Origin of the sequence: Rothia mucilaginosa, assembly GCF_001061665.1 — a bacterium.
In the GTDB taxonomy this organism is placed as follows: Bacteria; Actinomycetota; Actinomycetes; order Actinomycetales; family Micrococcaceae; genus Rothia; species Rothia mucilaginosa_A.
Genome location: NZ_JVSP01000002.1, coordinates 61,462 through 83,635 on the forward strand (window position 1 = coordinate 61,462; position 22,174 = coordinate 83,635).

At 62.1% G+C, this 22,174-nt stretch carries 16 protein-coding genes, 1 tRNA gene and 1 riboswitch; of the genes, 12 read left to right on the top strand and 5 right to left on the bottom strand.

Translation table 11 applies throughout. The annotated features are described in order from the left end of the window. Nucleotides 1–459: 459 nt before the first annotated feature. A riboswitch (cyclic di-AMP (ydaO/yuaA leader) is annotated at nt 460–620 on the top strand. Further along, entirely contained in the window at nt 620–1,306 is a 687-nt protein-coding gene (locus tag ADJ95_RS00640) for a C40 family peptidase (RefSeq protein ID WP_049331550.1), read from the top strand. It overlaps the preceding riboswitch by 1 nt. A 152-nt stretch (nt 1,307–1,458) precedes the next feature. On the opposite strand, the gene ADJ95_RS00645 is transcribed toward ADJ95_RS00640, so the two are convergent. After that, nucleotides 1,459–2,472, bottom strand: a complete 1,014-nt coding sequence (locus ADJ95_RS00645) for a DUF4031 domain-containing protein (RefSeq protein ID WP_049331552.1) — start codon at nt 2,470–2,472, stop codon at nt 1,459–1,461. Nucleotides 2,473–2,616: 144 nt separating this feature from the next. Here ADJ95_RS00645 and ADJ95_RS00650 point away from each other — a divergent pair. The 5 genes from ADJ95_RS00650 to ADJ95_RS09550 all read left to right on the top strand — a co-directional run bounded on the left by ADJ95_RS00650 (nt 2,617) and on the right by ADJ95_RS09550 (nt 9,559). After that, nucleotides 2,617–2,689 (top strand) — tRNA-Arg (locus ADJ95_RS00650). A 157-nt stretch (nt 2,690–2,846) separates the two neighbouring features. Continuing rightward, complete coding sequence (locus ADJ95_RS00655) at nt 2,847–5,807, top strand: UvrD-helicase domain-containing protein (protein WP_049331555.1); 2,961 nt, start codon at nt 2,847–2,849, stop codon at nt 5,805–5,807. Between the two features lie 355 nt (nt 5,808–6,162). Further along, nucleotides 6,163–7,329 (top strand): ADP-forming succinate--CoA ligase subunit beta, encoded by a 1,167-nt coding sequence (gene sucC, locus ADJ95_RS00660; RefSeq protein WP_049331559.1) that lies wholly within the window; start codon nt 6,163–6,165, stop codon nt 7,327–7,329. Between the two features lie 29 nt (nt 7,330–7,358). After that, nucleotides 7,359–8,276, top strand: a complete 918-nt coding sequence (gene sucD, locus ADJ95_RS00665; protein ID WP_049331561.1) for a succinate--CoA ligase subunit alpha — start codon at nt 7,359–7,361, stop codon at nt 8,274–8,276. A 356-nt stretch (nt 8,277–8,632) separates the two neighbouring features. Next, entirely contained in the window at nt 8,633–9,559 is a 927-nt protein-coding gene (locus ADJ95_RS09550; protein ID WP_049331563.1) for a hypothetical protein, read from the top strand. Nucleotides 9,560–9,730: 171 nt separating this feature from the next. On the opposite strand, the gene ADJ95_RS00675 is transcribed toward ADJ95_RS09550, so the two are convergent. The 4 genes from ADJ95_RS00675 to ADJ95_RS00690 all read right to left on the bottom strand — a co-directional run bounded on the left by ADJ95_RS00675 (nt 9,731) and on the right by ADJ95_RS00690 (nt 13,317). After that, on the bottom strand, nt 9,731–10,885 hold the full coding sequence (locus ADJ95_RS00675) for a VIT1/CCC1 transporter family protein (RefSeq protein WP_049331566.1): 1,155 nt from the start codon (nt 10,883–10,885) through the stop codon (nt 9,731–9,733). A gap of 388 nt (nt 10,886–11,273) precedes the next feature. Next, nucleotides 11,274–11,777 (bottom strand): DNA starvation/stationary phase protection protein Dps, encoded by a 504-nt coding sequence (dps, locus tag ADJ95_RS00680; protein WP_049331568.1) that lies wholly within the window; start codon nt 11,775–11,777, stop codon nt 11,274–11,276. A 175-nt stretch (nt 11,778–11,952) separates the two neighbouring features. Further along, nucleotides 11,953–12,615, bottom strand: a complete 663-nt coding sequence (locus ADJ95_RS00685) for an HAD family hydrolase (protein ID WP_049331570.1) — start codon at nt 12,613–12,615, stop codon at nt 11,953–11,955. An 18-nt stretch (nt 12,616–12,633) separates the two neighbouring features. After that, nucleotides 12,634–13,317, bottom strand: a complete 684-nt coding sequence (locus ADJ95_RS00690; protein ID WP_049331571.1) for an NAD(P)-dependent oxidoreductase — start codon at nt 13,315–13,317, stop codon at nt 12,634–12,636. Between the two features lie 270 nt (nt 13,318–13,587). On the opposite strand from ADJ95_RS00690, the gene clpB reads away from it, so the two are divergent. From clpB to ADJ95_RS00720, 6 genes are all read left to right on the top strand, one after another. Next, a complete protein-coding gene (clpB, locus tag ADJ95_RS00695; protein WP_049331572.1) occupies nt 13,588–16,197 on the top strand; it encodes an ATP-dependent chaperone ClpB in 2,610 nt (869 codons plus the stop codon). A gap of 160 nt (nt 16,198–16,357) precedes the next feature. Continuing rightward, nucleotides 16,358–17,326 carry a Sir2 family NAD-dependent protein deacetylase gene (locus ADJ95_RS00700; RefSeq protein ID WP_049331574.1) on the top strand — a complete coding sequence of 323 codons (969 nt, stop codon included), beginning with the start codon at nt 16,358–16,360 and terminating at the stop codon, nt 17,324–17,326. Nucleotides 17,327–17,438: 112 nt separating this feature from the next. Further along, entirely contained in the window at nt 17,439–18,737 is a 1,299-nt protein-coding gene (locus ADJ95_RS00705; protein ID WP_049331577.1) for an excalibur calcium-binding domain-containing protein, read from the top strand. A gap of 322 nt (nt 18,738–19,059) precedes the next feature. Continuing rightward, a complete protein-coding gene (locus ADJ95_RS00710; RefSeq protein WP_049331582.1) occupies nt 19,060–20,061 on the top strand; it encodes a calcium-binding protein in 1,002 nt (333 codons plus the stop codon). Nucleotides 20,062–20,383: 322 nt separating this feature from the next. Further along, a complete protein-coding gene (locus ADJ95_RS00715) occupies nt 20,384–21,091 on the top strand; it encodes a DUF4956 domain-containing protein (RefSeq protein ID WP_049331584.1) in 708 nt (235 codons plus the stop codon). A 97-nt stretch (nt 21,092–21,188) separates the two neighbouring features. Next, nucleotides 21,189–22,109, top strand: coding sequence for a polyphosphate polymerase domain-containing protein (locus tag ADJ95_RS00720; RefSeq protein WP_049331586.1), 921 nt, complete (start codon nt 21,189–21,191; stop codon nt 22,107–22,109). Nucleotides 22,110–22,174: the final 65 nt, after the last annotated feature.

Below are 22,174 nucleotides of genomic sequence, written 5' to 3' on the forward strand. Positions count from 1 at the left end.
CGGTTTCCGTAGCGCTCTGTACCGCCCGCGGGCTCGCGTGCGCGTGCTTATACTCCTCTATCCGTGGCTTTGGCAACTGCAGAAGAGTGCATTTTTCGTGTTTTTCGGTCGTGTGGGAGGCCTCAGAGGAGGCGGAATGCTGTTTTCTGGGAGATCGGTTTAAGAGACGAGGTTTATTTTTAAGAGTTTTGAATCCTGTTCTTAAGGGGCAGTGGCGCCCTTAAAAAGAATGTGCATCCTTATGAAATACCTAGTCAGAGCCATGAAACGGTTGCTAGGAGTCGCGTTGATTGGAGCTTGGATGCTTGCGCTATCAAGTATTCACCCAGGGGCGAAACGCCGAAATTTAAGCCCGAGAGAGGTGACAACTGGGAGTTTTCTGTGTATTCTCATTTCTGTGCCCAAATCCTCAACGTAAGAGGGCACCGTCGAAGCGGTTCCGCTGAGTTCTGCCAACGCTTCGATGAACGTCTACCCAGAATGGCAGAAGCGGGGGACCCAATCCCCAAGCTGGGATACGGCTTCTCACTCGAGAAGCCTCGGGGCTAAGTCACTTCGGTGGCCGAGCGAATCCATGCTCGAGCCCGACAGCTCACCTCGTCAGGCAATGGAGGAAACAATGGCTAAGAAGATCGTACGTACCGCAGGTGCAACCCTCGCAGCAGGCGCAGTTCTGCTCGGTTCGACCGTTCCCGCGAACGCATTCGCACAGATCCCCGCTGCAGCTGATCTGTCCTACGACTACACCAACTACGAGTTCGACTACACCAGCTACACCACCCCCGCAACCACCTACGTTGCACCCCAGGCTCAGGCACAGCAGACCTACGTTGCTCCCGCAGCAGCTCCGGCACCCGCAGCTGAGACCACCTACGTAGCACCCCAGGCTGAGACTCAGCAGGCTTACGTTGCTCCCGTAGCAACCCAGGAGCAGGCTGCTCCCGCTGCTTCCTCCAACACCGGTAATGCTTCCCGCGACGCAATCGTCGCAACCGCAATGAGCGGTCTGGGTGGCTCCTACGTTTGGGGCGGCAAGAGCTACGGTGCATGGGACTGCTCCGGCTTCACCTCGTGGGTTTTCGCTCAGCACGGCATCAAGCTGACCGCTTTCACCTACGCAATGAAGAACGAGCTGCGCCCCACCTCTAACCCCCAGCCCGGCGACATCGTCTTCCAGAACGGCTACAGCCACGTTGGTATCTACCTGGGTGATGGTAAGATGATCTCCGCTCTGAACCCCACCAACGGTACCCTGGTGCACCCCACCTCCTGGATGTCCGTTGATGGCTACTACACCGCTCTCTAAGCCTTAGCGCATCAGAGCTGGGTCTAGCCCAACATACTTCGAAAAGGCGCCTACCCCGCACGGGGTGGGCGCCTTTTGCGTGCCCATTCAGCGCGCAGAATACCGCCGAGTGTGCACGTGCACACTCGGCGGTACGTGTTGAGGCCGCTTCTCTACGGTGCGAGAGCCTGCAGGAGCTTCTGCGGGGCCTGGTCCCACTCGGCGAGTTCCCCACACAGATTGGCCCGTGCGGGCTCCTCCCAAAGTTCGCGGGCTCGCTCGGAGAGAAAGATGCGCTCGCGCTCCAGGACGGAGTGCAGGAAGCTCGTGCGGCCGGTGCGGAACGCCTCATCATCGAAGTGGGAGTACTCGCTACGCACCCCGCGCAGGTAGCGACGGTAGCGCGCCGGTTCGGCCGCCAGGATGGCCATGTCGGCATCGAGGAAAAACTGAATATCCGCCGGCTCATAGCCCGCCGGTAGGTCGACAGACTTGGGCAACTCGTGGGCTGCCGTGGCGCGAACCAGAAGGCGCACCAGCTGTAGCTCCTCTTCGCTCAGCAGACCAGCGACGACCAGCGGCTCCAGGGAGGCGCCTGCCAGCTGTTCGCTGCGGCGCTCATCCTCACCCGGCGCGCCCTCGTAGACCGCATCGTGGAACCAGGCCGCCAGAACCAACGCCAGGGGAGTAGAACCCTGCGTGCGGTGTGCGTAGAGACGGTCCAGGTCGGAGAGCATCTGCGAAAGGTGCCCGCTGTGGTGGTAGGCACGGTGCGGCTGTTCCCACGCCTGTATCAGGTGCTCGCCCAACTCAGCCACCTGCGTTACGAGCCGGGCCCGCGACTCGGCGGACGCATCCGCACGCTCGAGGCGAGGCGCAAACGCCGCCTCCCAGGCGCGAAGCAGGCGCGGGCGAATCTTTTCCGGGCGTTCCTTCAGCGGGATGCGCAGGCCGCTCGCAATGAGCGTACGGGTCAGCTGTGCGCCGCTAAGCTCCTTCGCACCCGCCTGCACCAGCTCGTCGTAGAGGTGCGCCGGAACATCGTAGTGGTCGCGGTCGAAGGCACGCTCACTGATGCCCGCCGCCGCAGCGAACTCGTGTAGCTCCGCCAGGGATGCATCGGAGATGAGGTGCGAGAAGACGGTGCCGTGCGCGGGCCAGACGGGTGGGTCAATGTAGATGCTCATTCGTACATTGTAGGAGCGGTTCTGCCGCCGGGTGCGGGTGTCTTCGGGCGGTGAACGCAGAGTGGAGGCGAATCGCGCAGGCCGCAGAGGTTTCTGAACACTGTGCCGACCCGCGACGCGCGGTGCTTTATACTGGATAGGTACGCCCTCGTAGCTCAGGGGATAGAGCACTTCTCTCCTAAAGAAGGTGTCGGACGTTCGAATCGTCTCGGGGGCACACATATGACAGAACCGCCCGTCGCTTGCATTAGCAGGCGCGGGCGGTTTCTCGTCTCCGAGTGAACGAGGGGCGGCCGGGTGACCGAACGGGTGGGAGCGGGGGAGTAAATGCGGTAGCATGGAATATCGAACGTGTATTCTAGGCAGCGAGGTAGATGATGAGCGACAAGCCCGAACAGCAGAAGCAGCCCTTCACCGAACAGGACGGCCTCTTCGCCGCCGAACTCGTCACCCCCGCAGCACCGGCAGACCCCGCTCCAATTGACCCTGCACCGGCGGACGAGCCGCCCTTCGACCCGTACTACGACGTACCCCCTGTCGAAGACGACTACTACGCGCCTCCCATGGACGCCGCAGTGATGGATGCTCCGGTGATGGAGGCACCCGCACAGGACGTACCCGCCGCCCTGCCCACCGGCATGCCCGCCTACAGCGCTCCCGTTACCAGCGCCCCCGAACCCGGCGCGCCCGCAGCCTTCGCCGCCGACCCGCTCGGCGACTTTATGCCGCCCGCCTACCGCGTCGGCGGTTACGGCGAGGACTTCGACCCCGCCGATCCCTACGGTGAACGCACCTACAGCCTGAGCACCGTAGACCCCGCCTCCCTCACCGCAGGGCTCAACGACCGCCAGGAGGAGGCCGTACTGCACTCCGGCTCGCCCCTGCTCATCGTCGCGGGCGCCGGCTCCGGCAAGACGCGCGTGCTCACCCACCGCATCGCCTACCTGCTCGCAACCCACCGCGCGACCCCCGGCCAGATTCTCGCCATCACCTTCACCAACAAGGCCGCAGCCGAGATGCGTGAACGTATCGAGGCGCTGGTTGGCCCGCGCGCTAAGCACATGTGGATCTCGACCTTTCACAGCTTCTGCGTGCGCGTGCTGCGCCGTGAGGCCGCCGCCCTGGGTTTGAAGTCCACCTTCACCATCTACGATTCGACCGACTCGCAGCGCCTGCTGAGCCTCATCATTAAAGAGCTCAACCTGGACACCAAGAAGTTCACCGCCAAGGCTGTGGGCAACCGCATTTCAGCGCTGAAGAACGAGCTGGTCAGCGCCGAGGCGTTCGCCTCCCGCGTGGCCTCCGATAACCCCTACGAGAAAACCATCGCGCAGATTTACACCGTCTACACGCAGCGTCTGCGCGCCGCCAACTCCCTCGACTTTGACGACCTGATTGGCCGCACCGTCTTCCTGCTGAAGAAGTTCCCCGAAATCGCGAACTACTACCGCCGCAAGTTCCGCCACATCCTCGTGGACGAGTACCAGGACACCAACCACGCCCAGTACCAGCTGGTGCGCGAGTTGGTCGGCGCCCACACGAAGGTACCGGCTGACCGCGGCCCCTACCCGGACGCCGTGCCCCCTGCCGAGCTGACCGTCGTGGGTGACTCCGACCAGTCCATCTACGCCTTCCGCGGCGCGGATATCCGCAATATTACGGACTTCGAGAAGGACTACCCGAACGCCCACACGATCCTGCTGGAACAGAACTACCGTTCCACGCAGAACATCCTCTCCGCGGCGAATGCGGTCATCGAACGCAACCCCGATCGTCGCCCCAAGAAGCTGTGGACCGCCTCCGGTGCGGGCGCCAAAATCATCGGTTACGTCGCCGAATCTGAGCACGCCGAGGCACGCTACATCACCCGCGAAATTGACCGCCTTGCCGACGAGCACGGCGTGCAGCCCGGTGACGTCGCAATCTTCTACCGCACCAACGCGCAGTCCCGAACCCTCGAGGACATGCTCATGCGTGCCGGCCTGCCCTACCGCGTGGTCGGTGGCACCCGCTTCTACGAGCGTAAGGAAATCAAGGACGCCCTGGCGTACCTGCGCGCCCTGAGCAACCCCGATGACGACGTGAACGTGCGCCGAATCCTGAATGAGCCCAAGCGCGGTATCGGTGCCAAGTCTGAGTCCGTGGTGGCGGAGTACGCGAGTGCGAACCGCATCTCCTTCTACGCCGCCGCACGCCAGGCAGCCGACATCCCCGGCCTGGGTGCCGCAGCGGTCAAGAAGTACGCCGAGTTCGTGCGCCTCATGGATGACCTGGCGCAAATTGCCCGCACTGAACCGGCCGCAACCTGCCTGGAGGCGGTCCTGGAGCAGACCGGGTACCTGGCGGCTCTGCGCGCCTCCAAGGACATTCAGGACGAATCGCGCGTGGAGAACCTCTCCGAGCTGCTTGACGCCATGGTCGAGTTCGAGACCGAGAACCCCGGCGCCGACCTGGAGCAGTTCCTCGAACACGTGGCTCTGGTCGCCGACGCCGACTCGATCCCGAACCGCCCCGCCAGCGCCGACGGTGAGAACGCCTCCGCCGCACAGATTGCCGCCGAGGCAGCTGAGGCGAAGGCACAGGGCATGGTCACCCTCATGACCCTGCACACCGCCAAGGGCCTGGAGTTCCCCGTGGTGTTCCTGACCGGTATGGAGCACGGCCTGTTCCCGCATCAGCGTGCCCTGACCGATGAGAAGGAAATGAGCGAGGAACGCCGCCTGGCGTACGTGGGTCTGACCCGCGCCATGGAGCGCCTGTACCTGACCCGCTCGGAGACCCGCACGATGTGGGGTAAGAGCCAGTTCAACCCGCCCTCGCCCTTCCTGGAGGAGATCCCGGAGGAGCTCATCGAGTGGAAGCGCACCGCAGGCTTCTCTGGCTTCGGCGCCTCAGGCATGGGGGCCTACGGCGCTCGCGGCAGCTCCTACGGTAACTCGTACGGTGGCGGCTATTCGGGCGGTTCCCGGTCCGGCTACGGTTCCGGTAGCTACTCGGGCGGTTACAGTTCCGGTGGCTCGCGCGGCTCATACGACCCCTACGAGTCCCGCCCCGCACACCGCTCCGAGTCGTCCACCGCGGATATTAACGGTTCGGCGAGCTACGGGCTGGCGGCGGCTACCGCCTCCTCTAAGGTGACGAACCGTTCCCGCGTGCACCAGAGTAAGGAAATCCCGACCCTGGCGGTTGGCGATACCGTGCGCCACACCAAGTTCGGCGAGGGTCGCGTGCTCGCAGTTGAGGGTAGCGGCGATAAGACCGTGGCGAAGGTGCGCTTCGGTTCGGAAGAGAAGCGCCTGCTGTTGCGTTACGCGCCGCTGGAGAAGGTCTCCTAACGTTGCCCGGTGATAAACGTGGAGGGGCGGGCATCCGATGGTGTCCGCCCCTGCCTTGCGCGTGCTTTAGGTGCATGGCTCCTAAACCTTTTCCCGGCATGCGATACGCGGTGATATCCACCCCGCAATATCTGTGACCTAAGTCGCTAAAATCCCGTATTTCGGGCTCCGTGAGTGCGAGCTCATGCCGAATCCGATAGAGTAGAAACGAGAGAAATTCCCCGCGTCAATGATGCGCGTGCGCCGGGTGCGAGAAACCCCTATCGCACCGTAGCGGGCACATGGGGAATACTCCTCTAATGACCAGGCCGAGCGTACACCGCGCTCGGCACCACTTCGAAGAAGAAGGACACCTGTGGACCTTTTCGAATACCAGGCGCGCGAGCTCTTCGCCAAGCACGGCGTTCCCGTGCTCAAGGGCATTGTTGCGACCACCCCTGAAGAAGCAAAGGCAGCAGCTGAGGAAATTGGCGGCCTGACCGTCATCAAGGCTCAGGTTAAGACCGGCGGCCGCGGTAAGGCCGGCGGCGTGAAGCTCGCAAAGTCCCCCGAAGAAGCTTACGAGCACGCTAAGGCAATTCTCGGCATGGACATCAAGGGCCACACCGTTCACCGCGTGCTGGTCGCCGACGGCGCAGACATCGCTGAAGAGTACTACTTCTCCCTCCTGCTGGACCGTGCAAACCGCTCCTACCTGGCAATGTGCTCGGTTGAAGGCGGTATGGAAATTGAGCAGCTGGCAGCTGAGCGTCCCGAGGCGCTGGCCAAGGTTGAGGTTGACCCGCTGGTCGGCCTGGACCAGGCTAAGGCCGAGGAGATTGTGAAGGCAGCAGGCTTCTCCGCAGAACTGCAGGAGAAGGTTGTTCCCGTCCTCGTCAAGCTGGGTGAGGTCTTCAGCAAGGAAGACGCAACCCTGGTTGAGGTTAACCCCCTCGTTCTGACCCCCGAGGGCACCATCCTGGCCCTGGACGGCAAGGTCTCCCTGGACGACAACGCAGAATTCCGCCAGCCCGAGCACGAGGCTCTCGTGGACAAGTCCGCTGAGAACCCGCTGGAAGCTAAGGCAAAGCAGTTCGACCTGAACTACGTGAAGCTGGACGGCGAGGTCGGCATCGTTGGTAACGGTGCAGGTCTGGTTATGTCCACCCTGGACGTCGTTGCATACGCTGGTGAGAACCACGGCAACGTCAAGCCCGCTAACTTCCTTGATATTGGTGGCGGCGCGTCCGCTGAGGTTATGGCTGCCGGCCTGGAGATCATTCTGGGCGACGAGCAGGTCAAGAGCGTTTTCGTGAACGTCTTCGGCGGCATCACCGCGTGTGACGCAGTGGCAGACGGCATTGTGAAGGCTCTGGAGATTCTGGGCGACGCAGCAACCAAGCCCCTGGTTGTGCGCCTGGACGGCAACAACGTTGCTGAGGGTCGCCGCATCCTCTCCGAGGCGAACCACCCGCTGGTTGTTCTGGCTGAGACCATGGACTCCGGCGCTGACAAGGCAGCAGAGCTCGCTCACAAGGCGTAATCGCCAGCAAAGGATTTCAAGGAAGTAATATGTCTATCTTTGTGAACAAGGACTCCAAGGTCATCGTTCAGGGCATCACCGGTGGCGAGGGTACCAAGCACACCGCACGCATGCTCGCAGCTGGCACCAACATTGTGGGTGGCGTGAACGCCCGCAAGGCCGGCACTACCGTCACCCACAAGGCGAAGGACGGCTCGGACATCGAGCTGACCGTGTTCGGTACCGTGGCTGAGGCCATGGAGAAGACCGGCGCGAACGTCTCCATCGTGTTCGTTCCCCCGGCCTTCACCAAGGCAGCAGTTCTCGAGGCTATCGAGGCTAAGATTGGCCTCGTCGTCGTCATCACCGAGGGCGTTCCGGTTCAGGACTCCGCAGAGTTCTGGGCGGCTGCTAAGGCATCCGTGGACGAGAACGGCAAGCAGATTACCCGCATCATCGGCCCCAACTGCCCCGGCATCATCTCCCCCGAGGAGTGCCTGGTCGGTATTATCCCGGCGAACATCACCGGCAAGGGCAAGATTGGTCTGGTTTCCAAGTCCGGTACCCTGACCTACCAGCTGATGTACGAGCTCTCCGACATCGGTTTCACCACCGCTATCGGTATTGGTGGCGACCCCATCATCGGCACCACCCACATCGACGCTCTGGAAGCTTTCGAAGCTGACCCCGAGACCGAGGCAATCGTCATGATTGGTGAGATCGGTGGTGACGCTGAGGAGCGTGCTGCAGAGTACATCAAGGCAAACGTGACCAAGCCCGTCGTTGGTTACATTGCAGGCTTCACCGCTCCTGAGGGTAAGACCATGGGCCACGCGGGCGCTATTGTCTCCGGTTCCTCCGGTACCGCTCAGGCGAAGAAGGAAGCTCTGGAAGCAGCAGGCGTGAAGGTCGGTAAGACCCCCTCCGAGGCTGCAAACCTGATGCGCGAAATCTTCGCAGCGAAGTAAACAGCATAGTATTGCGGCAGATGCCGGTAGTCGAAAGACTGCCGGCATCCGTGCTTTAACCGGGAGCTCAACCGGGACAGCGTGCTGGAAAATACTGGAGGCGCTGGGGATGCGCCGGGGAAAAGAGGAGGGTTGAGCCGCTCCAGCTGTCGAACAGTGCTGGGATTTGAGGGTGCTTTTGAGGTGTTTGAACCATAGCGGTAGAACTTGCGACAGAAAGTAAGATTGTGCACATCCGCCCTAATTAAGGTGCAGATATAACCTCAACCTTTGTATACTGGAGTGCATTGAGCCTAGTCAGAATCATTCTGAGTGGCTCCAAGAAACACCACCACTCACAGGAGATCACCACACTCATGACCCAGCCCATCTCTCGCCGCACTATCGCCAAGGCAGGCGTCTGGTCCGCACCCGTCGTCGCGGCCTCCGTAGCCGTTCCCGCATACGCGGCATCCAAGGAAACCCCCGGCGTTCAGTACGGTGTGTACGTCAGCGTACAGAACAACGGCGGCTACGTCGGCTACGCGTCCTCCAACAACACCGGCACCATCAACCCGGCGACCCCCGAGGCGCACTTCACCGCCACCACCAACCCCGACTCCGACATCAACTGGGACGACGCAACCTCCAAGCCCAAGTACACCACCTACGTCAACGGCGAAGGTAAGTTCACCCCCGTCACCAACTCCCAGACCGGCGCTAACGGCGCATACATGTCCTCCAGCGGCTTCTGGTGGTCCGTACCGACCAAGGACACCGCAACCGGCACCGGCTACATCCCCGGCGGCAGCGTCACCCTCGCAGCGGGTGCGACCTTCGTGACCGAGGTTGAGTACACCGTCTCCGCCAGCGCCCAGTCGTTGACCAAGCTCGGCAAGATCAACGGCCAGTCCTGGAGCCCCTCTAGCCGCCAGCTGACCGGTAAGACCACCGAGCTGGTCGCATCAGCAGGCCAGGCGAAGTACCTGTCCGTCGCGCAGACCGCTGGCACCTGGACCGCAGAAGTACCGACCGTCACCAAAAACTCTGACGGCACCTACACCTTCAAGGGTCGTATCGTCTACACCACCAGCAAGGCGTACACCATGAAGCAGTCCGGCACCAAGTACTACAGCCAGACCAACTTCATGCCGGCGCAGCTGCGATTCCCGGCGAACGACGGCTGGATTTCGTACAAGCAGACCTCCAGCGTGCAGGTCGCAAACCTGACCTACTCGAGCAACGGCGCGAGCGGTTCGGAGAGCGTTTCCGGTCAGGCCACCACCGCGGAGATTCACCCGTAATCGGGCTAACCCGTAAGAGCTTCGGGTAAAGGCGTAAAGAAACCCCCGACGGGTGAGTTCAACTCACTCGTCGGGGGTTTCTGTATGCTCAGAATGCGGCACTCACGGGGGAGTGTAGAGCATACCTGAGCGGCTATATACACTTGTCTAAAGCTTATGTAGAGGATGAGGTTAGCCGACCGTCGTACCGAACGCCAAACCCAGCAGATAGGTCACGAACGCCGCACCGTAACCAATCAGAATCTGGCGAATACCGCGCTTGAGCGGGGACGCACCCGAGAGCAGGCCCACCACGCCGCCGGTGAGGCCCAGCGCCGCACCCACGAACAGCAGGGACAAGATCATCGCGCCCACACCCGATATGCCAAAGATATAGGGCAGGATCGGGATCAGCGCGCCCGAGGCGAAGAACGAGAAAGACGCCGCGGCGGCACCAATATCGGTGCCCAGAGCCACGTTCTCCTCGCGCTCATCATCGTCATGATGCGACAGGGACGGATCGCAATCGCAGTCCAGGTAGCCGAAACGCTCCAGGGCACGGTGATGCGCAGCCTCCGGGTCCATGCCGCGGGCGCGGTAGATGAGCTCCAGCTCGTTCGAATCCAAATCCAAATCGTGTGCAACACGCAGGGTAACCTGGGTCGGCTGGGAGGCATCCAGCAGTTCACGCTGAGAGCGCACCGACACGAACTCACCCGCCGCCATCGACAGTGCACCCGCCAGCAGACCCGCAATACCCGAGAGCAGAACCATCGAGCTGGACGCGCCCGAGGCGGTAATACCCATAGTCAACGCCAGGTTTGATACCAAACCGTCGTTAGCGCCAAAGACCGCCGCACGGAAATTACCCGAAAGCTTCTCCCTGCCGCTGGTCGCCAGGGCACGGATAATTTCCTCGTGAATCGCCTCGTCAGCCGCCATTTCCTCGGTAGCGTCCGGGTCCTCAGCGTAAGGGGAGCGGGACTCCGCGCGCTGCGCCATCGCCAGAATAAACACCGAACCGAAGTTCTTCGCCAAGAACTGCAACACCAGAGACTGCATGGACGGGCGCATGTGCACATTCGCGTGCTCGCCGAGCATGTCACGCCAGTGCTGCTGGTGACGCTTTTCTGCCTCCGCCACCTGCAGCAAGATTTCGCGGTCGGTACCCTCGGCACGCTTCGCCAGGTAGCGATAGATGCGCGCCTCGGATTCCTCGTCGGCCAGGTAACGGCGCCAACGCTTAATCTGCGCCGGGGTCGGGTCGGTAACCGCCCGGTGGCGTGCCGGCTCGCTCTGGAGCATCTCGGTTTCAGCGCCGTGCTCGTAGGGTGCGTGCGTACTCATAAATCCCTTCCGCGGATGCGGTGCGTGCGGTGCGTCCGGCCCCGCGCGCGCTGATAATGCGTTCAAATCTGTGTTGACCAGTGAACCACTGTAAAGCACTTGGAATCGGAAATCTAGGACGGCTCCACCGGGTGTTGAAGTTCGCCCCAACGTACTTTTGGGAGCCCCCGCGTCGAGGAATCTTTCCTGGTCGAAGTGCCGGAACGATGCGGTTGGTAGGCTGCGGGAAAGAGGGGTAGATAGCGCGACGCGGGTGTGCAAACGGGCGGGCGTTCCCACGCAGTGTGTGGGAACGCCTGCCCGAAGGTAAGCAGCTATTCCGGCTATGGGCCGGGAGCGCTCAGCCGGCCGGTAGCGGCCGGGATGAATTTAGCGATTATCGCCAGCTTTACTCGGAGATCTCGCCTGCGCTGTTCTCGAGGAATGCGCGGATGAACCACTGGAACTTCTCCAGCTCGGCGGTCTGGCCGATCAGCAGGTCCTCGGTGATGGGGTCGGCCTCGCCCGCGAAGGCCAGAGCCTTGCGGTGAGCCTCAATCACGCGGGTGTACACGTCGTTCAGGGCGCGCAGGTGGTCGGCAACGCGTGCGCGGCCAACGGGGTAATCCTCGACGGGGCGCTGTGCAACCAGCGCGCCAGCCAGGCCGTTGGGGGTTGCGCCCAGGGTTGCCATACGCTCTGCGATAGCGTCGACGAACTCGCGAACGGTGTCGACCTGGGGGTCAATCATTTCGTGAACTGCGATGAAGCCGGGGCCGGTCACGTTCCAGTGGGCGTGCTTCAGAATCAGGTGCAGATCGTTCAGGTCGTGCAGACGAGCCTGAAGGACGTCGGAGAGTTCCTTGCCGGTCTCGAGGGTCAGGCCGGGAGCGGTGTACTTTGCGAATGCCATATGCGTTCTCCTTTGAGATGTCGCGTCGTGCTATTACAGTTCGTTTCGGCCCGCGGAGGTTACCGTCGCCCGAGTCGAAGCGTCACTATCGAGTTAACCATCCTGGGAACCCAATGTCAATCTTTATTATGAGTAATTCGTAATAAATCGTCACATGATGGGGTGTAGTGGAATCCTACTGGTTCACTAGCGCGCGAACCGCCTCCAGGTTCAGCTCCTCGTGGCTCATGCGTGCGGTGCCCAGTTCTGCCGGAACGTCCAGCTCGCCCGGCACCACGATTACGCGCATACCCGCCGCGGTTGCACTGCGCACACCCGAGGGGGAATCCTCGATTGCCACGCACTGAGTCGGGTCAACGCCCAGGCGCTCGGCTGCCAAAAGGTAGGGTTGCGGATTGGGCTTGGGGTGGGTGGTCTCGTCGTTGCCAATAACGACCGAGAATGTGCCCTCGGGTGCGGCATCGGCGGTGCGGCGCGCAATGGAGGTGGTGGCGTTCGTGACGATAGCTGCGGGGATGTGTGCGTCGCGCACCTCGCGCAGGAAGGGTTCGATGCCCGGCAGGAATTCAACCTCTCGGTGGGAAAGAGCCTCGCGCACCTTGCCCACGAGCAAATCGTTAATCTGCTTGTCGGGCAGGTCGACGCCGCGCTCGCGTAGGCGATCCAAGGTGAACTTCATTGACAGGCCCAGGCAGTCGAGGGTGTCCTGCTCAGTCCAGGTGCCGCCAAATTCTGCAGCGAGAGCAACCTTTGCGGCAGCCCATACGGGTTCGGTGTCCACGAGGGTTCCGTCGTGGTCGAAAAGAATGGCGGCGGGGAAGGTGTTCGTAGTCGTCATGTCATTAAGCCTACCGGTTTATTTCTGAGGCGAGCGTAGGACAGCGTCCCCAGTCGTCACCAGAAAATCTGTGCCCGCATTCTGGGGGTTCTTGGCGATAGTGAGTAGCGCATCGGCGACGTCTTCACGGGCAATCGTGGGGATACCCGGAGTTCGCTCGACGCTCGCCATATCAAACACCTTCACTCCGCCCTTACCGGGCTTATCGGTTAGTCTGCCCGGATGAGCACGCGAAATATACGGCTGATACTCGGCAACCAGGGCGTCCGCCTTAACCTTGTCGGTGAAAATGCCGCGCATGATGGCCTTGCATACCAGGCGCATGGGCAGGGACGCGGTCCGTACCGTATCGCCCACACCGTAGGCGCTCATCAGAACGCAATGCTTCACGCCTGCGCCCGTGACCGCCTCCATGATGAGGGGCAGGCGCTCCTGCATGAACGTGGAGGAGAGAAACTCTCGTACCGTGGTTTTCTGGCCCAGGATGCTGACCATGACGTCCTGCCCTGCGGAGGCTGCGGTGAGCCGCTCGGTATCGTTGAGGTCGCCGGGAGTAATCGTGAGGTTCGGGTGGGTTCCCAAAAGTGTTAGCGCCTTATCGGGATTGCGTACGTAGGCGGTGACCGAGTGCCCCTCCTCGAGGGCTTTGTGGATGAAGAGGCGGCCGGTGCGGCCGGTTGCGCCGAGAACCAGTATTTTCATGTGGGGTCCCCAATCTTTAGCTGTTATGGGAACCTATAAGCGCCCAATCCGGTCAGTATAGCAATGCGGCTTCGACTGGGGGTTTTGGTGGGGGCTTTGACAGAGAGTTTTGGTGGGGGCTTTTGCTTGGGGGTCAGGGGTATGGGGCGGGGTGAAAAATACGAAAAAATTTTTTGCAAGAGGGTTGCGAAACATAGTTGAGCGGAGTAGACTCAAGTTATGTAATGCAGGGACACATAGGATAAACCCCTCGAAATACGAAAGGACACCATGGATATTAAGTTCACGACCAAGAGTCAAGAAGTTATCTCCGCCGCTAACACCAATGCGCAAACGGCGGGTAACCCCACTATTGAAACCGCGCACATCCTCAAGGCCCTCATGGACCAGCGCGAAGGCATCGCAGTCTCCGTGCTCAAGGCAGCAGGCCTGGATGTCGACGCTATCTCCGAGGCTGCTTCCGCAGAAATCAAGAAGTTGCCCAAGGCATCCGGCACCTCCGTGCAGAACGCCTCCTTCAGCCGTTCCGCACTCGCCGCTCTGCAGGCTGCGCAGACTCGCGCACAGGGCTTCGGAGACACCTACGTCTCCACCGAAATGATTCTGCTGGGCATCGCCAGCGGAACCGATAGCACCGCGACCGCCATGCACAACCTTGGCGCAACCGCAGAGCTCATCGCACAGACCATCCCCAACGTCCGAGGAGACCGCACCGTGGATACCCCCGACCCCGAAGGTACCTTCCAGGCGCTCGAAAAGTACGGCACCGACCTGACCGCCATTGCCCGCGCCGGCAAGCTCGACCCGGTCATCGGCCGTGATTCCGAGATTCGCCGCGTCGTGCAGGTGCTCTCCCGCCGCACCAAGAACAACCCCGTGCTGATTGGTGAGCCCGGCGTCGGTAAGACCGCCGTGGTCGAGGGCCTGGCACAGCGCATGGTTTCTGGCGACGTGCCCGAATCCCTGCGCGGCAAGACCCTGATTAGCCTGGACCTGGGCTCCATGGTCGCCGGTGCTAAGTACCGCGGTGAATTCGAGGAGCGCCTGAAGGCAGTCCTCGAGGAAATCAAGAAGTCCGAAGGCCAGATTGTGACCTTCATCGACGAGATTCACACCGTCGTCGGTGCTGGCGCCTCCGAAGGCTCCATGGATGCGGGCAACATGCTCAAGCCCATGCTGGCTCGTGGCGAGCTTCGCCTGATTGGTGCCACCACCCTGGACGAGTACCGCGAGAACATCGAGAAGGACCCCGCCCTGGAGCGCCGCTTCCAGCAGGTGTACGTGGGCGAGCCCAGCGTCGAGGACACCATCGGTATTCTGCGTGGCCTGAAGGAGCGCTACGAGGCACACCACAAGGTGCAGATTGCTGACTCCGCGCTGGTTGCCGCAGCAACCCTGTCTAACCGCTACATCCCCTCCCGTCAGCTGCCGGACAAGGCAATTGACCTGATTGACGAGGCAGCATCCCGCCTGCGCATGGAAATTGACTCCGCACCGGAGGAAATCGACCAGCTACGCCGCGCCGTGGACCGCCTCACCATGGAGGAGTTGGCCCTGGCCGACGAGACCGATCCCGCATCGGTTGAGCGCCTGGAGGCCCTGCGCAAGGATATGGCGGACAAGAAGGAAGAGCTCGACGCCCTCAACGCTCGTTGGGAGGCCGAGAAGGCAAGCCTGAACCGCGTGGGCGACATCAAGACCCAGATCGACGAGCTGCGTTCCCGCGCAGAGGTCGCACAGCGTGAGGGTAACCTCGCCGAGGCATCCCGCCTGCTGTACGGTGAGATTCCCGCAAAGCAGGCTGAACTGGAAGAAGCACAGCGCGCCGAGGATACCGCCAAGAGCGAGTCCATGGTTTCCGAAGAGGTCACCGCGGACGATATCGCCGAGGTGATTTCCTCCTGGACCGGTATCCCCGCAGGCCGCATGATGCAGGGTGAGTCCGAGAAGCTGCTCGAAATGGAGAAGCGCATCGGTGCCCGCCTCATCGGTCAGGAAGCCGCCGTGGTGGCTGTCTCCGACGCCGTGCGCCGCGCCCGCGCCGGTATCTCCGACCCGAACCGCCCGATTGGTTCCTTCCTCTTCCTGGGCCCGACCGGTGTTGGTAAGACCGAGCTGGCTAAGGCGCTGGCCGAGTTCCAGTTTGATGACGAGCGCGCCCTGGTGCGTATCGACATGAGCGAGTACTCCGAGAAGCACACCGTTTCCCGCCTGGTCGGTGCCCCTCCCGGATACGTCGGCCACGAAGAGGGCGGTCAGCTGACCGAGGCCGTGCGCCGTCGCCCCTACTCGGTGGTCCTGCTCGACGAGGTTGAGAAGGCACACCCCGAGGTCTTCGACATCCTGCTGCAGGTGCTCGATGACGGCCGCCTGACCGACGGTCAGGGCCGCACCGTGGACTTCCGCAACGTCATCCTGATCCTGACCTCGAACCTCGGTTCGCAGTACCTGGTCAACCAGGATCTGCCCTTCGACGAGCGCTCCGAGAAGGCTATGGAGGTTGTGCACCAGGCATTCCGCCCCGAGTTCCTCAACCGACTGGACGACATCATCATGTTCCAGCCCCTGTCGGCTGAGAACCTGGGTCAGATTGTGGGTCTGCAGGTCAAGAGCATGGCTAAGCGCCTGGAGGACCGCCGCCTCACCCTGAACGTCACCGAGGCAGCCCTCGAGTGGCTGGGCAAGACCGGCTACGACCCGGCATTCGGTGCCCGCCCGCTGCGCCGCCTGGTTCAGCGCGAGATCGGTGACCGCCTGGCTCGCGGCATCCTCTCCGGTGCCATCCACGACGGCGACACCGTGACCGTGGATGTGAACCCGGACGTTGCCAGCGACGGCCTGTCGGTGACCTCCGAGCGTGAGCAGAAGGCTGAGGACTAAGCTCAACCGGTTAGCCGGACGGAGCCGATTGGCTCAGCGGGCTTAGCCTGTGGCTGAGTCCGCGAGTTTGGAACTAATAGAAAATAGGCTGTGGGGTACCCTCGAAAGGGGGCGCCCCACAGCCTTTTAATGTATAGAGAACACAGAGCATGGGAGAAGAATGGACCGCTGGACCGACCACCAGAACTTCGCCGCCGCCGGTGAACAGCGCGAAGAAATTGCCTCCGTGCATAGGGCCGCGATTCGCTCTATCCAGCGGGTCGTGGCGGATACCGCCGAACCCCACGAGGAGGGGTATGCCGCCGAGGGCATCGCGCGGCTACTCAAGGCGGGTAAGGTTCTCGTGCTCACCGGCGCGGGCGTGAGCACCGAGTCCGGCATCCCCGACTACCGCGGCCCGGGTGGGTCCCTGCACGACCATCGTCCCATGACCTACCAGGAATTCCGTTACGATGATGCCGCCCGTCAGCGCTACTGGGCGCGCTCCTACGTGGGTTGGCGCCGCATGCGCCGCGCCCAGCCGAACCGCGCTCACTACGCGCTCGCCGAGCTCGAGCAGCTGGGCGCTATCAATGGCGTCATCACGCAGAACGTGGACGGCCTGCACGCCCGCGCCGGAAGTCACAATCTGCTGGCGCTACACGGCGACCTATCGCGCATCGTCTGTCTGGACTGCGGTCAGGATGAGGGCCGCGAGAGCCTGGACGCGCGCCTGGACGCCGCGAACCCCGGCTACCTGGCGCGCCTTGAAGACGAAGACCTGCGCGTAAACCCCGATGGTGACGTGGAGCTGGACCAGCAGTACATCCAAGATTTTCGGATGGTGCCCTGCCTGGGGTGTGGCTCGACCCGCCTCAAGCCGGATGTGGTGTACTTTGGCGAGTCCGTGCCCGCCGAGCGCAAGGCGCGCAAGGACGCCATGCTCGCCGAGTGCTCGGCGCTGCTGGTGGTGGGTTCCTCGGTGGCGGTGATGAGCAGCTACAAGATTGTGCTGGAGGCCCTGCGTGCCGGCAAACCGGTGGCAATCATCAACGGCGGCCCGGGCCGTGCGGATACGAAGGCCACCTTCCTGTGGCGCACCGGGGTGGGGGAGGCCCTGGAGCTCATGCTTGATGCGATTGACAGCTAGGCTCTCGATGGTCCGGCCGCTGCGACCACCCGCCCGCGGTTGTGTTGCAATTCATTGCAAATACACCCTTGACTGGTGAAAATACCTTGGAACCCGGGGCTAGAATGAGGGAATGGACATTCGAAACACTATCACTCGCTTCGGTGCCACGGCCCTCATCGGTTGCGGTTTGGTTGTGACCGCCATCCCCGCCACCTTCGCTCAGAATGACGGCGAGACCGTCACTCACGAATACCAGGACCGTGCCGCCTCCCACATCTCCGAGGTCTGGTACAAGGGCGAAACCCTCGAGATTTCCGGCGAGGGCTTCCTGACCCAGGACCGCGCCTCCGGCTCGACCATCGCCATTAAGCTCAACAAGGGCGCCATTAAGATCGACGGTAAGGACTACCTCGAGGTAACCGCCAACGATAAGGGCGAATTTACCGTCTCGATCCCCTGGCAGAGCGACCTGGAAGATCGCGTCTCCGTTGACGTCTACCTGCTCTCCGGCTCCCTGAAGGATAATGACACCGCTCGCGGCGGCAAGGCAGCCACCGTGAAGATTGAGGCTCGTTCCGTGGCCCCCGAGAGCCCCAGTGCCTCGGCAAGCGTTTCGGCAAGCGCCGAGCCCTCCGCATCCCCCAGTGCTACCGCCGAGCCCTCTGCATCCCCCAGCGCTACCGCTGAGCCGAAGAAGGAATCCAAGGCTGATTCTTCTGCCAGCCCCTCGGCATCGGCTACCGCAGCTGACGAGACCGTTGCCTCGGTAGATGCCGAGGTGAAGAACCGTGCCGATGAGAAAGCCTCCGCTTCCGCCTCGGTGAGCCCGAGCGCCACCGCATCGGCTTCCGCGTCTACCGTTGTTTCTCCCTCTGCCTCCGCTGAGGTAAAGAACGAGAAGAAGGCCGACCAGAAGGTATCGACCGCTAAGAACGACCAGAAGGCCGAGCAGAAGGACGGTTCCCAGCAGGCTCCCGCCGCGCAGGATCAGCTGGGTGGCTCCTCGAGCGTCCAGGCTCCCGCAACCGAGCAGCCTTCGCCTGAGAGCACCCGCTTCGCTAACTGCTCCGAGGTCGCCGCCGCGGGTCTGGCCCCCATTTCTTCGAGCCACCCGGACTTCCGTAAGCAGTTCGACGCCGATAATAACGGCCTCGGCTGCGAGGTTGTCGACAGCGGCTCCTCCTCGAACGGTGGTTCCTCCTCGAATGGCAGCTCCTCCTCGCAGGACAATCTCGGCTCCAGCGGATCGGGCACCCAGGACCGTCTCGGCTCTTCCTCGTCGAGCGCCTCTCTCTCGAGTCGCGCGCAGCGTTCCTCGCTGGCTAATACCGGCGCCTCGAACGTGTTCACCGTGGCCGGCCTGGGAATGGTGGCCGTCGGCTTGGGTGTTGCGGGCGTGACCTCTGTGCTCCGTCGCAAGAACTCCTAAGTTTAGAGTTTAGGAATCCGGTGCTCCGGGCATCGGATGCGTTGTTCCAGGATTCCCCTCGCTCGCCTCGCGGGCGTGGGGGATTCTGCGTTTAACGGAGTCCCGAGCGGCAGGGCGTTGAGTGGGTTTACGGACGGAAAACCGTCTAAACTAACGCCGGATTCCAAGGCGCCGGTAGCGTTCGAATTCTTTGAATATGCGATTGATTCTTCAACTCGCCCCTCAAGAATTCTTCAAGAAGGGCCCATTAAGTGAGTCAGCTCATGTTAAATCGGCATCATGCACCCCGATATTGTCAGGTTCGGTCGTTAGAATGGGGGGCATGAGCATTCGAAACAACATCGCACGCATCGGTGCCACCGCCCTGATTAGCTGTGGCCTGGTCGCTACTACCGTCCCCGCTACCTTCGCTGACGAAGCTGCACAGGAGATTTCCTTTACTTACGCGGATTCCGCACGCCTCATCACCCCCGACACTTGGATTGAGGGTCAGGGCTTGATCATTGCAGGTGAGGGCTTCAAGACCGCTGACGGCGCTTCCGGCTCCGTGCTGGCCCTGAAGCTGAACAAGGGCGCAGTGAAGATTAATGGCCAGGACTACCTGGAGATCCACGCTGACGAAGCCGGCAACTTCACCGTCACCGTTCCCTGGCAGAGCGAGCTGCAGGGTAACGTCTCGGTTGACCTCTACCTGCTGTCCGGCTCCCTTAAGGATGGTGACGTGCCTCGCGGCGGCAAGGCTGCGACCGTGACCATTAAGGCCGCTAACGAGTCGCTGCCTACCCCGGCCCCGAGCGAGTCCACCGAGCCCACCCCGGCTCCCTCCGAGGACCCGACCCCCGCTCCTTCCGAGGACCCGACCCCGGCTCCGACCACCGAGGCTCCCAAGCCTGCTGAAGAGACCTCCGCTCCCGCCGTTGAGGACGCTAAGGAGACCAAGCCCGCTGAGGACCAGAAGTCTGACGAGCAGAAGTCCGAGGACCAGAAGTCTGACGAGCAGAAGTCTGACGAGCAGAAGTCTGACGACCAGAAGTCTGAGGACCAGGCCGCTCCCGAGGGCGACCACGCTGAGGGCGATTCCGCAGCTCCCAAGAGCTCCAAGGATTCCGATAACCTCGTGCTGGGTTCCTCCGACAATGACAACCTGGGCTCCGGCTCCGGTGACAACCTGGGCTCCGGCTCTTCCAACGCATCCTCCAAGAGCTCTGCATCCCTGGCTAAGACCGGTGCATCCGGTGCGATGACCGCTGCTGGCCTGGGTCTGATTGCTCTGGGTGCCGGTGGTGCAACCATCGTGGCAACCCGCATGCGTAAGAAGGCATAAGTACATACTGAATTCTAGGGTTACTCCCTAGAAACCCGAGTGGGGCTCCCTCTGATGTAGAGGGGGCCCCATTTGTTGTATCCGGGCGCGGCTGACCGCCTCACTGCGCCCCGGTAATTGAAAAAACCTTAAAGGTAAAACGCTCTGACCAGTCATTTAATCGGTGTTTGCGAAGACATAAGTGAGAATTACAGAGCGCACAGGCGTGACACAGCTTCGGACGGGATTCTAGAAACCAAGCAGAACACGTAGGTACTCACGCCGGAGCCGAGAACAGACGGCTCGGGAAGCTGGAAACCTACCCCACGACCTGGAGCACCCCATGACAATCCTGACCATGGCGATTGCAGACGCCCTCGCGATCGCAATCCTGTGCACCCTTTACCTGGTGCGTCACCGCAACCGCGAAATGATGATTTCCTACGCGGTCATCAACGCCGGTATCTTCACCGTCTCGGTGGCCCTGGTCTCGGCGGGTTCAAACGCCTCGGCCATGGGCATGGGCCTCTTCGGCGTTCTGTCGATTATTCGACTGCGCTCCACCGCCCTGAGCCAGCGAGAAGTCGGCTACTACTTCGTAGCACTCTCGGTCGGCATGATCGCCGGTATCAACATCAGCCCCGCGTACATAGCCTTCATCCTGATGGCGGCCCTGGTGGCTCTCATCGCAATCCTGGATGCGCGTAGCGCCCCCGCAGTCAAGGGACAGGCCCAGACCGTCACCGCCGATCGCGCGATTAGCGATGAGGAAGAGCTCAAGGCTTACCTGGGCGCCCGCCTGGGCTACGCCATCACCTCGGTCAAGGTGACCGAGCTGGACCTGGTGAACGACCTGACCCGAGCTACCATCACCTACCAGCCCAAGGAGACCACCGAGGGCGGCACCCCCGCAGCGGTGGAGGCAGCAGCACCGCAGGTAACCGCAACCCGCCAGCCCGCGGCAACTCAGCCGATAGCGCCCACTGCCGAGGCGTACGCCACGCTGGATACCCGGATGATGCCGCTCCAGCGGACTCCCGTCGCTAAGTAAGCCCGGTAGGCACCACCCCAAAATCTAAAATCCACGACAGACGCACTACTCCCGCCGCCTTCGACGAATCGAGGCGGAACCCCAGAAGGATAGGACCATGACGAACGCAGCCGCAAACATCATCCCCGCAGAGTGGAAGAGCATCAGTCTCGAAGCCATGAACGAGAAGGCAGCCATGCAGACCCGTGTGGACCGCAAGTACATCGTCGATGCGGAAACCGCCGCGAAGGTACTCTCCACGCTTGACGCAGACGCCTCCGTCATGGACATCAAGGGTCGGCGCGACTTCGCCTACGACTCGGTCTACTTCGACACCCCGCAGATGCAGAGCTACCACTCGGCAGCCTACAGCCGCGACGATACCTTCAAAATCCGTACCCGTAGCTACCTGGACTCGAAGCTGACCTTCCTGGAGGTCAAGACCGACGGTGAGCAGGACATGACCGTCAAGAAGCGCATCCCGTACACCTTCGAGAAGCGCGATACGCTCACCGCTGAAGGCCACGAGTACATCACTGCGGCACTTGGTGACATCCTCGCGGGCCCCGTGCACAAGCTGGAGGCGGTCCTGACCACCGGGTACCGCCGTACCACGGTCTTCCTGCCGCAGAGCGAGAAGAACCCGGTCGCCTCCCGCATGACGGTGGACACCAACCTGACCTGGACCCCCATGTCCGAGAACATCCTCATGGCGGGCGTGAACTACCGTAACTTCCACGGCAACCTGGTCGGCACCACCTACGGCCTGCCGAACACGGTCATCATCGAAACCAAGTCCGGTGTGGAGCCCTCCGTGGCAGATCAGCACCTCTGGGATGCGGGCATCACCCCCGCGAAGATTTCCAAGTTCGCAACCGGTATGGCGGCGCTGAACCCGCAGCTGGCAAGCAACAAGTGGGCAGAAACCCTGAAGAACTGGATGCACCTGGAACCGGTCAACGGCACCCGTCCCGACGTGGATGCGCTGACCGAGGAAGACTACCGCAAGCTTCTGACCGAATGTTACGCGGCCGCTTAGGGCCGTCACCCCGGATGCGCGGGTAGGGTAGCAGGCTCTACCCGCGCGGATGGAACCGGATCCTG

What these genes read in the sequence shown, in the direction of transcription:
- ADJ95_RS00640 (WP_049331550.1), top strand. Translation starts at nt 620, where the DNA reads ATGGCTAAGAAGATCGTACGTACCGCAGGTGCAACCCTCGCAGCAGGC.
- ADJ95_RS00645 (WP_049331552.1), bottom strand. Translation starts at nt 2,472, where the DNA reads ATGAGCATCTACATTGACCCACCCGTCTGGCCCGCGCACGGCACCGTC.
- ADJ95_RS00655 (WP_049331555.1), top strand. Translation starts at nt 2,847, where the DNA reads ATGATGAGCGACAAGCCCGAACAGCAGAAGCAGCCCTTCACCGAACAG.
- sucD (WP_049331561.1), top strand. Translation starts at nt 7,359, where the DNA reads ATGTCTATCTTTGTGAACAAGGACTCCAAGGTCATCGTTCAGGGCATC.
- ADJ95_RS09550 (WP_049331563.1), top strand. Translation starts at nt 8,633, where the DNA reads ATGACCCAGCCCATCTCTCGCCGCACTATCGCCAAGGCAGGCGTCTGG.
- ADJ95_RS00675 (WP_049331566.1), bottom strand. Translation starts at nt 10,885, where the DNA reads ATGAGTACGCACGCACCCTACGAGCACGGCGCTGAAACCGAGATGCTC.
- dps (WP_049331568.1), bottom strand. Translation starts at nt 11,777, where the DNA reads ATGGCATTCGCAAAGTACACCGCTCCCGGCCTGACCCTCGAGACCGGC.
- ADJ95_RS00685 (WP_049331570.1), bottom strand. Translation starts at nt 12,615, where the DNA reads ATGACGACTACGAACACCTTCCCCGCCGCCATTCTTTTCGACCACGAC.
- ADJ95_RS00690 (WP_049331571.1), bottom strand. Translation starts at nt 13,317, where the DNA reads ATGAAAATACTGGTTCTCGGCGCAACCGGCCGCACCGGCCGCCTCTTC.
- clpB (WP_049331572.1), top strand. Translation starts at nt 13,588, where the DNA reads ATGGATATTAAGTTCACGACCAAGAGTCAAGAAGTTATCTCCGCCGCT.
- ADJ95_RS00700 (WP_049331574.1), top strand. Translation starts at nt 16,358, where the DNA reads ATGGACCGCTGGACCGACCACCAGAACTTCGCCGCCGCCGGTGAACAG.
- ADJ95_RS00705 (WP_049331577.1), top strand. Translation starts at nt 17,439, where the DNA reads ATGGACATTCGAAACACTATCACTCGCTTCGGTGCCACGGCCCTCATC.
- ADJ95_RS00710 (WP_049331582.1), top strand. Translation starts at nt 19,060, where the DNA reads ATGAGCATTCGAAACAACATCGCACGCATCGGTGCCACCGCCCTGATT.
- ADJ95_RS00715 (WP_049331584.1), top strand. Translation starts at nt 20,384, where the DNA reads ATGACAATCCTGACCATGGCGATTGCAGACGCCCTCGCGATCGCAATC.
- ADJ95_RS00720 (WP_049331586.1), top strand. Translation starts at nt 21,189, where the DNA reads ATGACGAACGCAGCCGCAAACATCATCCCCGCAGAGTGGAAGAGCATC.